The 13985-nt window shown below is 32.0% G+C and carries 15 protein-coding genes; 4 read left to right on the forward strand and 11 right to left on the reverse strand.

All coding sequences use genetic code 11. The annotated features are described in order from the left end of the window. Positions 1–24 precede the first annotated feature (24 nt). From ACHRVX_RS03465 to ACHRVX_RS03485, 5 genes are all read right to left on the reverse strand, one after another. Positions 25–1386 carry an exonuclease domain-containing protein gene (locus tag ACHRVX_RS03465; protein ID WP_395329227.1) on the reverse strand — a complete coding sequence of 454 codons (1362 nt, stop codon included), beginning with the start codon at positions 1384–1386 and terminating at the stop codon, positions 25–27. Between the two features lie 101 nt (positions 1387–1487). Beyond that, positions 1488–1835, reverse strand: coding sequence for a four helix bundle protein (locus ACHRVX_RS03470; protein ID WP_213303283.1), 348 nt, complete (start codon positions 1833–1835; stop codon positions 1488–1490). 67 nt (positions 1836–1902) lie between these two features. Further along, positions 1903–2562, reverse strand: coding sequence for a YggS family pyridoxal phosphate-dependent enzyme (locus ACHRVX_RS03475; RefSeq protein WP_395329230.1), 660 nt, complete (start codon positions 2560–2562; stop codon positions 1903–1905). A 12-nt stretch (positions 2563–2574) separates the two neighbouring features. Then, positions 2575–3468 carry a 3-hydroxyacyl-CoA dehydrogenase family protein gene (locus ACHRVX_RS03480; RefSeq protein WP_395329233.1) on the reverse strand — a complete coding sequence of 298 codons (894 nt, stop codon included), beginning with the start codon at positions 3466–3468 and terminating at the stop codon, positions 2575–2577. A 91-nt stretch (positions 3469–3559) separates the two neighbouring features. Continuing rightward, positions 3560–4525: a Gfo/Idh/MocA family protein gene (locus ACHRVX_RS03485; protein ID WP_395329235.1), complete on the reverse strand. Its 966-nt coding sequence runs from the start codon at positions 4523–4525 to the stop codon at positions 3560–3562. A gap of 143 nt (positions 4526–4668) precedes the next feature. Here ACHRVX_RS03485 and ACHRVX_RS03490 point away from each other — a divergent pair, with 143 nt between their 5' ends. Next, on the forward strand, positions 4669–5310 hold the full coding sequence (locus ACHRVX_RS03490) for a protein-L-isoaspartate(D-aspartate) O-methyltransferase (protein ID WP_395329238.1): 642 nt from the start codon (positions 4669–4671) through the stop codon (positions 5308–5310). Positions 5311–5429: 119 nt separating this feature from the next. Here ACHRVX_RS03490 and ACHRVX_RS03495 read toward each other — a convergent pair whose 3' ends face one another. From ACHRVX_RS03495 to smpB, 3 genes are all read right to left on the reverse strand, one after another. Next, positions 5430–6479, reverse strand: a complete 1050-nt coding sequence (locus ACHRVX_RS03495; protein WP_395329241.1) for a Fic family protein — start codon at positions 6477–6479, stop codon at positions 5430–5432. A 93-nt stretch (positions 6480–6572) separates the two neighbouring features. Then, positions 6573–7214: a hypothetical protein gene (locus tag ACHRVX_RS03500; RefSeq protein ID WP_395329244.1), complete on the reverse strand. Its 642-nt coding sequence runs from the start codon at positions 7212–7214 to the stop codon at positions 6573–6575. A 78-nt stretch (positions 7215–7292) separates the two neighbouring features. After that, complete coding sequence (smpB, locus tag ACHRVX_RS03505) at positions 7293–7748, reverse strand: SsrA-binding protein SmpB (protein WP_395329247.1); 456 nt, start codon at positions 7746–7748, stop codon at positions 7293–7295. A 214-nt stretch (positions 7749–7962) separates the two neighbouring features. Between smpB and ACHRVX_RS03510 the strand changes: the two genes are divergently transcribed. Beyond that, positions 7963–8190 carry a VF530 family DNA-binding protein gene (locus tag ACHRVX_RS03510; RefSeq protein WP_395329250.1) on the forward strand — a complete coding sequence of 76 codons (228 nt, stop codon included), beginning with the start codon at positions 7963–7965 and terminating at the stop codon, positions 8188–8190. Here ACHRVX_RS03510 and ACHRVX_RS03515 read toward each other — a convergent pair whose 3' ends face one another. The 3 genes from ACHRVX_RS03515 to ACHRVX_RS03525 form a co-directional block, all read right to left on the reverse strand. Further along, entirely contained in the window at positions 8191–8745 is a 555-nt protein-coding gene (locus ACHRVX_RS03515) for a DUF3575 domain-containing protein (protein ID WP_395329253.1), read from the reverse strand. A gap of 134 nt (positions 8746–8879) precedes the next feature. Beyond that, positions 8880–9431, reverse strand: a complete 552-nt coding sequence (locus ACHRVX_RS03520) for a GNAT family N-acetyltransferase (RefSeq protein ID WP_395329256.1) — start codon at positions 9429–9431, stop codon at positions 8880–8882. 10 nt (positions 9432–9441) lie between these two features. Beyond that, complete coding sequence (locus ACHRVX_RS03525; RefSeq protein WP_395329258.1) at positions 9442–10293, reverse strand: aldose 1-epimerase family protein; 852 nt, start codon at positions 10291–10293, stop codon at positions 9442–9444. A 188-nt stretch (positions 10294–10481) separates the two neighbouring features. Between ACHRVX_RS03525 and ACHRVX_RS03530 the strand changes: the two genes are divergently transcribed. Further along, complete coding sequence (locus ACHRVX_RS03530; RefSeq protein ID WP_395329261.1) at positions 10482–12752, forward strand: M1 family metallopeptidase; 2271 nt, start codon at positions 10482–10484, stop codon at positions 12750–12752. 560 nt (positions 12753–13312) lie between these two features. Further along, positions 13313–13954: a GNAT family N-acetyltransferase gene (locus tag ACHRVX_RS03535; RefSeq protein WP_395329264.1), complete on the forward strand. Its 642-nt coding sequence runs from the start codon at positions 13313–13315 to the stop codon at positions 13952–13954. The last annotated feature ends 31 nt before the right edge of the window (positions 13955–13985 follow it).

Here is a 13985-nt window from a genome sequence, read left to right on the forward strand (position 1 = left end):
GAAGATAATGAAAGTTTTGTTGTGTTAAAAATGTAGAATTTTAAGCGATTTGCTTTTACGAATGTGATTTTGAATAATATTCTTTACTTCACGATTGTGTTGCATTGGAATTAGAATATTTTTTAAGATATCAATATTTGTAATTTGATAATTTAGATCATAAAAAGCATATCCCTGATAAATTCCGTTTTCTATTAATATAGCACTTCTTTCATTGACATTTCGACCTCTGTCAATGATGATCATACTTTTATTATCGAAACTGTTTTCGGATATAAATTCTTGTACTCTGGCATTGTATACTTCGGGTGTAATTTCCCCTTTGCACGCGCCATCACATTCTTTTATTTTATATTGAAAACATTCTTTTTTGCTTTGATACAATCCTGTTAGTTTTTGGCACAAATGGTATTTTGCAGTGAATTTAAAAAGTGCATTTTTGCCTTCTTGTAAAGTTGCAAACGAAGTAATTTCCTTTTTTCGACCGTCTGCTTTTTCAAGTTTTAAATTTAAATAGCCATTTGCATCTTTTTCAGAATATAAGGCATATTGAAAAATTGTTTTTCGTTGTGAACGATTATGTCTGGGACGGTTTATTTTTATCTCCTGACTTTCTTTCAATAAAGCTATAAGTTCGCTTCCGGTTTCATCATACGTTATGGTAAAAACTTCGGCTTGAATTTTTTTACTTTTAGTTGTAATTCCGGTAAAATGCTGATTGACTCTCTTTTTGATATTTTGGCTTTTGCCAATATAAATCAGATTTCCACCTTCGTTATAAATATAATAAATACCGGTTTTGGTTGGCATCTGAGCTAAAAGGTCTAAAAATCTTGGGGCAATTCCTTTTTCTACTTCCAGCTTTATAAAATCCTTTACAATAGTTTTTTCAGTGTCTTTTTCAAGAAGCATTTTAAACAACTTTGTTGTTGCCATTGCATCACCACTAGCACGATGCCTGTCTGCCATTGGTATTCCAAGTGCACGGACTAATTTTCCTAAGCTATAAGAGGGCTGTTCCGGAATTAGTTTTTTGGCAAGTTCAACTGTACAAAGTGTTCTGGCTTCAAAATCGTAACCTAAACGTCTGAATTCTGTGCGTAAGATTCTATAATCAAATGAAGCATTATGCGCTACGATAATACAATCAGAAGTGATTTCGATAATTCGTTTGGCAACTTCAAAAAACTTAGGGGCAGAACGCAACATAGCATTATTTATTCCGGTTAACTTCACCACAAAAGGCTGAATCGGAATTTCAGGATTGACAAGGCTAATGAATTGGTCGACTACTTCATGACCGTCAAATTTATAAATGGCGATTTCGGTAATTCCTTCTTCGTTAAACTGGCCTCCAGTGGTTTCTATGTCTAGTATTGCGTACATTTTCAATGTCAATTTCAAAAATCAATGGCAATATCAATTTTAAAAATCAATTTCAATTTTAGAAAATTGTTATTGTAATTGCCATTGCTATTGTAATTGAATTATTTCTTATTTATTATCATTTTTGACGAAATAGCGATAAGTTGTTCTACTTCAATTAGAAGCTTATTTCTTTTATCTTCATCACCTTCTTTAATATAATCTAGAATTTTTAATGAGTTTCTAGATTCTTTTAATTCTTTTACTACTAAAGAGACTTTAAATATAAAATCTTTATCAGTAATTGTTCCTTGTGCTTCTCCAAAATTTAAGGATGAGCTTCCAGATGATCTAATTAATTGATTTTTATAATATTCATTTTCAAATAATCTTTCTAATTTCCTTGTAAAGAAAATACATTCTCCGGCAAATCGAACCAATCGATCTTCAAAATTGAATATTTTTTCCATTTAATTATTTGAATTATACTTTTAAAATTTAATATTAATTTTTGCAATTGAAATTGATATTGAAAAACTAGCGACCTCCAAAAATGCTGCTTCCAATTCTAACCATTGTACTGCCGCATTCTATTGCTAGCTGATAATCTCCGGACATTCCCATTGAGATTGTATTTAGTTCGCAGTTTTGGGTTTTCAGTTCTTTGATAGAATCAAAAATGGATTTTAAATGTGTAAATTCTTTTTTTATTTGGTTTTGGTCTTCTGTAAATGTTGCCATTCCCATTAATCCTAAGATACGAATATTTTTCATGTCTTTGAATTCTGATGACGATAATAATTCGTTTAATTCATTTTCGTCCAGACCAAATTTAGATTCTTCTTCGGCAATATGTATTTGAAGCAAACAATCGATGATTCTGTTATTTTTTAACGCTTGTTTGTTGATTTCCTGTAATAATTTCAAACTGTCAATTCCATGGATCAAGCTCACAAATGGCGCCATAAATTTGACTTTATTTGTTTGTACGTGACCAATCATGTGCCATTGAATATCTTTTGGCATTTGTTCGTACTTATCAGCCATTTCCTGGATTTTATTTTCTCCAAAAATGCGCTGACCGGCATCATAAGCTTCCATTAAATCAGAAACAGGTTTTGTTTTAGAAACCGCAACTAATGTTACATATTCAGGTAAACTTGCTTTGATTGTATTTAAATTTGATTGTATCGACATGGTATTTCTTTTTTATGAAAGAATAAATTGCTTAGAGATTTTCTCTGCTTTTTTACTTTCACTATAATCATAAAATCCTTCACCGGATTTTACACCTAATTTTCCGGCTCTCACCATATTTACTAATAGGGGGCAAGGAGCGTATTTAGGATTTTTGAAACCTTCGTACATAACGTTTAATATTGCTAGGCAAACGTCAAGACCAATAAAATCAGCTAATTGAAGAGGTCCCATTGGATGTCCCATTCCTAATTTCATCACGGTATCAATTTCATAAACACCCGCTACTTTATTGTATAACGTTTCAATTGCTTCGTTTAGCATAGGCATCAAAATTCTATTAGCAACAAAACCGGGATAATCGTTTACTTCAACAGGAGTTTTTCCTAGTTTTTCAGATAAATCCATAATGATTTTAGTGACTTCATCGCTGGTATTGTAACCGCGAATGATTTCGACTAATTTCATAATTGGCACCGGATTCATAAAGTGCATTCCTATAACACGTTCAGGATGTGATACAACCGCTCCAATTTGTGTAATTGAAATTGATGAAGTATTTGTTGCTAAAATTGTATTATGAGAACAAGCTTCGTTTAATTGTTTAAAGATGTTTAGTTTTAGTTCAACATTTTCTGTTGCAGCTTCAACAACTAAATCAACGCCCACAACACCATCCTTAATATCTGTATACGTAATAATATTAGTGATAGTTTTTGCAACATCTTCCTGGGTAATAGTTCCTTTAGATAACATTCTGTCTAAGTTTGCGGCAATAGTTGCCATTCCTTTGTCTAATGATTTCTCAGAAACATCAATCAGTTTTACAGTAAAACCACTTTGTGCAAAAGTATGAGCAATTCCGTTGCCCATTGTTCCTGCACCAATTACAGCTATAGTTTTCATTCAATTCCGGGATTTAAATTTTAAAAGTTAAGGTTTAAAGCGACTTTTTTGCCAACTTTAAACCTTAAAATTAATGAGTTATATTTTAGTATTATTTTTCGAAACAGTCGATAATTTGGTAAGCAACTCTTAATGCATCAGTTGCTTGTTCAAGCGTAACAACTGGAGTCGTATCTGTTTTAATAGCGTTTGCAAACGATTCTAATTCGTCCAGAATAGCATTATTTTGCTCAACATCAGGATTCGTGAAATAGATTTGTTTTTTTACACCTTCGGCATTTTGAAGGATCATGTCAAAATCTCCCGGAATTTCAGGAGCATCTTTCATGCGCACGACTTCACATTTTTTCTCTAGAAAGTCAACAGAAATGTAAGCATCTTTTTGAAAAAAACGTGTTTTACGCATGTTTTTCATCGAAATTCTGCTGGCAGTTAAGTTCGCCACACATCCATTTTCAAATTCAATTCGGGCATTTGCAATATCCGGAGTATCACTAATTACAGAAACGCCACTGGCATGAATATCTTTTACTTTTGAATGGACAACACTTAAAATAGCATCAATATCATGAATCATCAAATCTAAAACCACAGGAACATCTGTACCACGCGGGTTAAACTCTGCCAGTCGATGTGTTTCAATAAACATTGGATTATCAATCATGTTTTTTGTGGCAATAAAAGCAGGATTAAAGCGCTCAACATGACCAACCTGACCTTTCACGTTGTATTCTTTGGCTAAAGCAATAATTTCTTCAGCTTCGTCAACGGTATTGGCAATTGGTTTTTCTATAAAGATATGTTTACCTGATTTTATCGCTACCTTAGCACATTTATAGTGAGAAAGTGTTGGAGTTACAATATCAATGACATCCACAGCGTGGATTAATTTTGCGATAGTACTGAAGTTTTTATAGCCAAATTCTTTTGAAATTCTTTCGGCATTTTCTTGATTTTCGTCGTAAAATCCAACTAATTCGTATTGGTCAGATTGTTGTAATAAGCGTAAATGTATTTTACCAAGATGACCCGCACCTAAAACTCCTACTTTTAACATGAGAATGTATTTTAAACAAAAATATAATTTATTTGTTGAAAGTAAAAGTGATTGCAATAAAGATTTAGCGATTTAATAATTAAAAATCAATATTTGATTTCCTGTTTTGTTTCTTATTTTTGCCAAAATAAAACCTACCCATTTTGAAAGACACTGCCAAACATCAAGGACTTCGTAATCAATTAGTAAATACTTTAGAACAAAAGGGAATTACTGACAGAGCGGTTTTGGATGCGATAAAAAAAATCCCAAGACACCTTTTTTTAAATTCAAGTTTTGAAGATTATGCTTATCAGGATAAGGCATTTCCTATAGGAGCAGGGCAAACTATATCTCAGCCTTACACTGTTGCTTTTCAATCACAATTATTAGAAGTTAAAAAAGAACATAAAATTTTAGAGATTGGTACCGGTTCAGGTTATCAAACGGCCGTTTTATGCATGTTAGGTGCTAAAGTATTTAGTGTAGAAAGACAAAATGAATTGTTTAAAACAACTTCAAATTTGTTTCCAAAATTAAACATCCGTCCCAAACATTTATCTTTTGGTGATGGCTACAAAGGGTTACCAAGTTATGCACCGTTTGACAGCATTATTGTTACTGCAGGAGCTCCATTTATTCCTCAGCCATTAATGGCACAGCTTAAAATAGGAGGAAGGCTTGTTATTCCGTTAGGAGAAGATGTTCAGATTATGACATTATTAATTCGTAAAAACGAAACGCAATTTGAAAAGCATGAGTTTGGAGAATTTCGATTTGTTCCTTTATTAGAAGATAAAAATTAAAAATAACAATAAATTTTAAACACGAATTTCACAAATACCACTAATTGTTTTTTGAAATTAAATTCACAAACCCAATTGATTATTTAATTTGTGCAAATTAGTGATATTCGTGTTTTGTTTTATTGCGCAATAATACCAATATATCGTTCTAAGTTTTCTTTTTCAATTTTAGCAACAAAAAGCAAAAAGTCTTCTTTATTGTTTTTAGTCTGGGCTGTTTCTAAAGTTTGGTAATATTGCATTCGCGTATCATAATCTCCTTTGATATTTGCAATTATATATCCTTTTTGCAATAGAATTAAGTTCATAACTAAACGGGAAGTTCTTCCGTTTCCATCAATGAAGGGGTGAATTGTTACTAATCTCTCATGCATTTCGGCAGCAAGAATAATTGGGTGCAACTTGCTTTTATTGATTTCATACCAAATAAAATAATCTTCCATTTGTTTAGCAACCAAAAAAGGCTGTGGTGGCATATGTGTACTGCCTTTTATCATAACTTGTACTTTCCTGTAACGACCTGCATCTTCAGGAATTATCCCGCGAAGAATTAAATTGTGAATAGATAAAAGATCGCGTTCGTTTAATGAAACGTTTCTCTGCATCAGGTCTTTAATAAAACCAATAGCTTCGTGATGGTTAATTGCCTCTAAATGTTCACGCATGCTTTTACCTGAAATCGTCAAACCTTCGTTGATAACCATATCGGTTTCCCGAAGTGTCATTGTATTTCCTTCAATTCGATTACTTTCAAACGTATATTCTAATTCTAATGCCTGAGTAATTCTATAGCTGTCATATTGACGATAACTGTCTAATTTCGATTTTAAGGCATCAATTTCTTTTAAAAGATTTTCAAGAGTACTTGAAATCTTTAATTTTGAAATGGTTTTATTGTATTTGATTTCTTGCTCAGCTACTAATAAAGCTTTTAAGGCAAATTCATCATCTCCAATTTCGTAAAGAATTTTTTCCTTTAACCACGCAATCATTAGAGTTTCAAAGTCAATCTCTAAAAGTTGTGAAAGTTTTGAAATTTGTTCTCTGGTTGGTTTTCTTGCTCCTGATTCAAATTTACTTATTAAAGCTTGATCTATACCAAGAGTTTGTGCCACTTCTCGAGTTTTTAAACCCTTTTGTTCTCTTGCATTTTTAAGAAGTGTTTTCATTTTTTTTTAATTATGATTTAAATTGTCTTGACAAAATTAGTCATTTTATATTGCTTAAAAAAAGCAATACTCAATTATATTGCTTTCTAAATATTATTTTTTTGGAAGTGAACCGTCTTTTCTCATTTCTGCAACTACAGTTTGCATGATCGCATCTACTGTTGATCCCAGATCAGTGACATAATCTGATTTTGTTGTTCCTGTCCAGATTAATTTATTTTCTTTCAGTGAAAAAACATTTGTTTCTACCATGTATGATGTGGTTTCCTGATAATATCCCGGGTCATAAAAGTTTGGAGAATACATTCCGTACCAATTCCCAAAGCCATAACCGTACATTCCGGTATATACACCATCAAATCCGCCATAATACATGCCGGTGTAAGATCCAGGAACATATTCAGTTTCTTTTTCGGTACTTACTAAACGTAATGTAATCACTCCGTCAAAGTTCTCGTCTTGCAAAATTTTTAATTTTTGCTCCTGCGTTAGGCTTTTTGTTGTTTCGTTTAAGTACTGGTAAGAGGTTTTGAAAATTTCATTACTTGCAGCAATTCTATTTTCAGTTATTCTGCGTGAAGCTTCGTCTTTTACCAATGCAACTACTAAAACTTTTTTGAAATTTTCCTGAGCGACTGTTATTTTTGGATCTCTCCAACTATTAACAATCGAGGTATTAGTGCCGCAGCTAAAAAGTGCAAAAGTCATCATTAATAAAATTAAGTATTTTTTCATGTTATAATTTTTTATAATTATTGTAGTAAAAATACGTATAAAATGTAAGAAAATATGACTTTACGAATAAAATATATTTTAGTTATAAGCTTTTTTGATTCGGTCTAAATCACGTTTTGTATCTTGTTCTTTTAGAGATTCGCGTTTGTCGTAAGTTTTCTTTCCTTTACAAAGACCTATTTGCAATTTTGCAAGTCCTTTTTCATTGGTAAATAATTTCAACGGGACAATTGTAAGACCTTTTGCCTGAACACTTTTATGAAGGCTTTTTAATTCCTTTTTATTTAAAAGTAATTTTCTTTCGCTTCTTGATTGGTGATTGAACTGATTTCCAAATGTATATTCTTCGATATAGGTATTTATAGCGAATAGTTCAAGATTACTAAATTCACAAAAACTTTCTGTGATATTTGCTTTTCCTAATCGGATAGATTTAATTTCAGTTCCGGATAAAACAATTCCAGCAGTATAAGTATCGATTATCTCATAATCAAATCGAGCTCTTTTATTAAGTATATTGACTGTTTTTAACATAAGTGCAAATGTAAGTAAAATAAAAACTTTGGCGCAATCAAAGATAATTAAACATTTTTTTTTAATCAATGATTTTAATCATTTTAGAAGGACAGGCTTCCTGTAAGTTTGTAAAATAATGGATTATTTACATTTCAATTTACTAATTTTGTAAAAAAAGAAAGACCGTACTTTTTTGGTGCGGTCTTTTTAGTATTATAAAAGAAATATAAAAATGCAAAATCAATCAAAAGATCCTTTACACGGAATTACACTTCAAAAAATAGTAGAAATATTGGTAGATAATTATGGCTTTGATACTTTAGCAGAATTAATCCCGATAAAATGTTTTACATCAAATCCAAGTGTAAAATCAAGCTTAACTTTTTTAAGAAAAACCGATTGGGCTCGAAAAAAAGTAGAAGATTTATATGTGAAATCAATACCTAAATTTAAGAATTAATTACAATTTATAAGAAAGCATTACCCCACCACGGTAAGGAAGCCATTCACCACTTTTATTCCAGTTTGGTGCTTTTTCATATCTCCCAGGGGTTCCGTCATTGTAATAACCATGATAAAAACCCTGATGCCAACCTGCTCCTGCAAAAACATCAAGTAAAAATTTATCGTTTATTTTAATGTTATAGCCAACGGTAACACCTAGACGGTAACCAAAACCATGTTCGTATTTGTTACTATCCCAATAATTCCATTTTTGCAATTCGTAGATATCCGGACCTGCGTGACCTCCTACATAAAAACCATCGTATTTTTCTTTAAAATGGTAACGTAATTCAGGTGTTAAGGTGTAAAATTTCATTGGATTATGACCGTTGAAAGATTCCCAGAACGAGGCCATGACATCAACGCTAAAAGTCAATTTCTTTCCAATGCTAGTTTCAATCCCAACATTAGGTATTGCAAGTAAAGCTGTTGCAGCATTAAATTTAATAAAAGTCTGACTTTGAGATTGAATCGAAAAGAAAAAAACGATTACAATTAGGATTTTTTTCATACAAATAGTTTTTCGTGGTATTAAAAATAAGTCTTTATGACTTATTTTGCCTGCAAATATAACGTAAACCATTAGTTACTATTATCAAAATTTACTAAATTAAGGGGAATATTTTATGTGTTGAGCAACTAAATTTACTTAGGTTCTAATAATGAGTATATTACCTTGTCAAGAAAACGTCCTTCATAAAAATCAGATTCCTTGAAATGCGCTTCTTTCACAAAACCACACTTTTGTAAAACTTTTTCTGAGGCAAAATTTTCAGGATCAATTACGGCTTCAATGGAATGTAATTTCAGATCCTCAAATCCATATTTAATTAATCGGTTTACAGCTTCAGGAATCAGGCCTTTACCATGAAATTCAGGTAATAGCATATAACCTATTTCAGCGCGGTAATTTTCAGGCTGCATTCTATAATATCCAATAATACCCAATAATTTAGGGTCATCCTTTAAAGTAATTCCCCAATTGATTCCCACATTTGTTACAATTTTATCTTCGATCATGGCAATATGCGCAAAAGCATCTTCAGCATTTTTAACTAATGGTATTGGTATATATTTCATGGTTTCAGGATTAGAACGCAATTCGAAAACTTCACTGACATCGTCGTTTGTTATTCGTCTTAAAAGCAAACGCTCAGTTTCTATTACAGGAAAGGGAGTAAAGTTAAATTCTAACATTGGTCTGAAATTATAATATTGTGATTGTAAATTTTGAATTGAAAGTTTGATTTTCATCCAAAACCAAAATGCCTTCTTTTTCGAATAAATCCCCTGAATTTTCATCAGTGTCAGAATAACCCAACCACGGTTCAATACAAATAAAAGGAGCTTTTTCCTTAGTCCAGATTCCTAAACTGGGAAAATCTTCAAAATCGACTTTAATATAAGGTTGAGAATTTTCAAGAATAGTCAATGATTTTGATTCCAGAGTTTTAAAAATTAAAGCGTCATTTTTAAACAATTTGTAAGTTAAAGGAACCAAATTTTCAGTTGTTTCTAAAACTTTAGTTTTGTTAGAAATCAAATCATTCTCTAACAGATAATATTTTAGCGTTTCCTCTTTTTGAAATTCAAAAGCATAATTTTCAAATTTCTCAGGCAGAGCAATTGCCGGATGAGCTCCAATTGAAAACGGCATTTTACCTTCGGCTTTGTTGATTATCTTATATTCAATATTTAATGAATGTTCTTCAAGAGTATAAATTAATTGCAGTTCAAATTCAAAAGGATATTTTTTTAGCGTTTCCACATCTGATTTTAATGAAAAAGTGATGCTATTTTCTGTTTTATGAATAAGTTGAAATTCCATATCACGAGCAAAACCATGTCTTGGCAGTTGATATTCTTTTCCGTTGATTGTGTATTTGTTATTTTTTAAAGTGCCAACAATTGGAAAAAGAACAGGAGAATGTTTGCCCCAGAAATCGGGATTACCTTCCCAGATATATTCTTTATTTTGATTGTCTTTCAAGGAAAATAATTCGGCTCCGGAATGTTTAATAGAAGCACTTAGTGTTGAATTTGAAATAGTTGTATTCAAAGTATGTGTAATTGAAATGAATTAATTTTTTAGACTGATGTAAATATATTTTATAAATTTTAGTTTTTTAGGAAAATGCTCCAAATTATTTTTCTGATAAATTTTTGCTAAAATTAAATTTATGATTCTTGTTTCTTCTGTAAATAGCTTTTTTTTTCATTAATTTGCTAGATAAACAGCTAAAAAATATGAAAATACAATCGTCAAAAGCCCTGTTAACCATGGCTTTGTTTGTTGGGATTTCTTCTGTTTGGGCACAACAAACGCCTGCAACAACAGCGGTAAAACCAGTTAATAACTACAACTATCATGATGCGTTTGGACCGCAATTTTATACAAAAAACGGAACTCCTACTCGCTCTGCAAGTGGTCAGCCAGGAGTTGAATACTGGCAAAACAGAGCTGATTATCAGATAACAGCAAGATTAAACGGAACTACTAATGAAATTATTGGTACAGATGAAATCACTTATACCAATAATAGTCCTGATAAAATGTCATTTGTATGGCTGAATCTGGATCAGAATTTATTCAAAGAGGATTCCAGAGGAAATTCAGTTGTGCCTTTAACAGGAAGTCGTAACGGTGCTCAGGGGCAGGTTTTTGATGGAGGAAATAAAATCAAATCGGTAAAAGTAATTTCTGTTGGAAAGAAAAAAACCGAAATTGAAGCAAAATATGTAATTACAGATACCAGAATGCAAATATTTCTTCCAGAAGAATTAGCATCAAAAGGAGCAGCTGTAAAAATAAAAATCGAATATTCATTCACCGCTCCTCTCGAAGGGTCAGACAGAATGGGAGTTTTAGACACTAAAAACGGTAAAATTTTCACCATTGCACAATGGTATCCGCGTATGTGTGTGTATGATGACGTGAAAGGATGGAATACTGCACCATATTTAGGAGCTTCAGAGTTTTATTTAGAATATGGAGATTTTGACGTAAAACTTACCGTTCCTGCCAATCATTTTGTTGTAGGATCAGGAGAATTAGTGAATGGTTCAGAAGTATTGCCAGCCCATATATTCAAGCGTTATAAAGAAGCTTCTGTAAGTGATAAAACAGTCATGATTCGTTCTGCTGATGAAGTTGCTGCAACTGCCAATACAAATGCAACTGGCGAAAAAACATGGCATTATCAAATAAAAAATGCTCGTGATTTTTCCTGGGCATCTTCTCCGGCATTTATTTTAGACGGAGCAAAAATTAATTTGCCAAGTGGTAAAAAATCATTGGCTTTATCTGCGTATCCTGTAGAAAGTGCTGGACAAGATGCTTACGGACGTTCGACGGAATATGTAAAAGCGGCGATAGAAAATTATTCTAAAAGATGGTTTGAATATCCTTATCCGGCAGCGACAAACGTAGCAGGAAATGAAGGTGGAATGGAATATCCCGGAATCGTTTTTTGCGGATGGGAATCTAAAGGAAAAGATTTATGGGGAGTTACAGATCATGAATTCGGTCACATTTGGTTTCCAATGATTGTAGGTTCAAACGAAAGATTATTTGGCTGGATGGATGAAGGTTTTAATACTTTCATTAATTCATTAAGTACTGCCGAGTTTAATAAAGGAGAATATATCGAAGAGCCAACGGATTTTCATAAAGGAGCGGAATCATTTACAAGACCTAATTTAGAAACCGTAATGAGTTCTCCTGATAACATGAAAGAAGCTAATATTGGTATGTTATGTTATTTTAAACCAAGTACAGCCTTAATCATTTTAAGAGAACAAGTATTAGGAAAAGAGCGTTTTGATATCGCTTTCCGTACTTATATTGAACGCTGGGCTTACAAACATCCTCAACCTGACGACTTTTTCAGATCGATGGAAAATGTGGCTGGTGAAGATTTGAGTTGGTTCTGGAGAAGCTGGTTCGTAAACAACTGGCGTTTTGATCAGGGGATTAATGCAATAAAATACATCAAAAACGATCCGGCAAAAGGAGTGGCAATTACGATTGAAAATTTTGATAAAATGCCAATGCCTGTTATTTTAGATATAAAAACTAAAAGCGGAAAAGTTTCAAGAGTTAATTTGCCGGTAGAAATCTGGCAGCGTAATACCGTTTGGACATTTAAACACAATTCTACCGAAGAAATTGAAAGTATAACACTTGATCCTGATCACCTTTTTCCAGATAATAATGAAGCAAATAACACGTGGAGATTGGGAAACGGTAAAATAGAGAAGGATGTAATTTTAGATGGTTATTTAGGAAACTATTCCACTTCAAAAGCACCTTTGAAAATTGATTTTACCGAAAAAAATGGAACGTTAAACGTTGAAATTACAAACTTTCCTAAGTTTAGTGTTACTCCTGTAGAAAACGAAAAAGATACTTTTCAGTCCACTAGTGCAGGATTAAAATTTAAATTCAATGAAGCAAAAACAGGTTTTGACATGATTATTTTAGGTAATGGACAAGTAATACCATTTACTAAAAAATAAGAATAAAAATAAAGAAAATAAAGTCTTTTAAACCCGATAGCAGTATAGCTATCGGGTTTTTTGTTTCAAGTTTCAGGTTCCAAGTTCCAAGTTTCAGGTTCTAGTGATTATTTGTCAAAGTTTATGATTAAAAAAAAAACTCAGAAACTCAGTATCTTTAAAACTAACATTTCATTAAAAAAATGTTAGAATTTTAATTTTTTGTTTTGGAAATAAAAAAATAGTGTACTTTTGCACCGATGAATAAAATAAGTTTACATATAACTTCTTTGTCACGGACAAACTCACCTGTAACTTCTCCCGAAGTACGGATACTATCTCTATAGTATTCACAGAGTTTTTCGCCGCGTATTTATTTATATTCATTTTTCATTTTGAAATCACAAAATTTGTCCTTTGGACAAACATATCCTGAAAGTATATATTATTTTTTGAATTTTCTTAATCAAGTTTTTGATTTTGAGAATGTTACTTCTATTTTGTTTATTTTTATTGGATTGAATTCAGGATTTCAAACTAAACAATACGTTTTAATTTTTAACTCTAACTTCAACTATTGAATGAAAATCTCTATTGTTGTTACTCAGGAAGAACACTTCAAATTCGCCCAGGAAATTTGCGATACGATAGAATCATCTGCCTTGCTAAGAGGTACGGGGATTGCTAAAAGAACTCCTGAATACATTCAGAAAAAAATGTCGAACGGTGATGCGATGATTGCTTTAGCAGATGGAAAATTTGCAGGTTTTTGTTATATCGAAAGTTGGCAGCACGGAAAATTCGTGGCACATTCGGGTTTAATTGTACATCCGGATTACAGAAGTTTAGGTTTAGCCAAAAAGATAAAATCAAAAGTTTTCGATTATTCCCTAAAAAGATATCCGGATGCTAAAATATTTGGTATCACAACCGGATTGGCTGTAATGAAAATCAACTCTGATTTAGGGTATAAACCAGTTCCTTTCTCTGAACTTACAACAGATCCAAGTTTTTGGTCAGGATGTAAAACCTGTACCAATTATGAAATTCTAAAAAGCAAAGAAAACAAAATGTGTCTTTGTACAGGAATGTTGTACGATCCAAAAGAAAAACAAAAAGATCCGCCAAGACATCCATTCAATGAAGCTGTTTTGAAAAGGTTGAAAAAAATTAAACAAGCTTTATTCTTAGGTAAAATATTGTCTTTTGGCTTTTTATCTTAAGAATAATCAATTAAAAAGAAATCTCAAACTT

The sequence above is a fragment of the Flavobacterium sp. FlaQc-47 genome (genome assembly GCF_044006475.1).
Lineage (GTDB): Bacteria > Bacteroidota > Bacteroidia > Flavobacteriales > Flavobacteriaceae > Flavobacterium.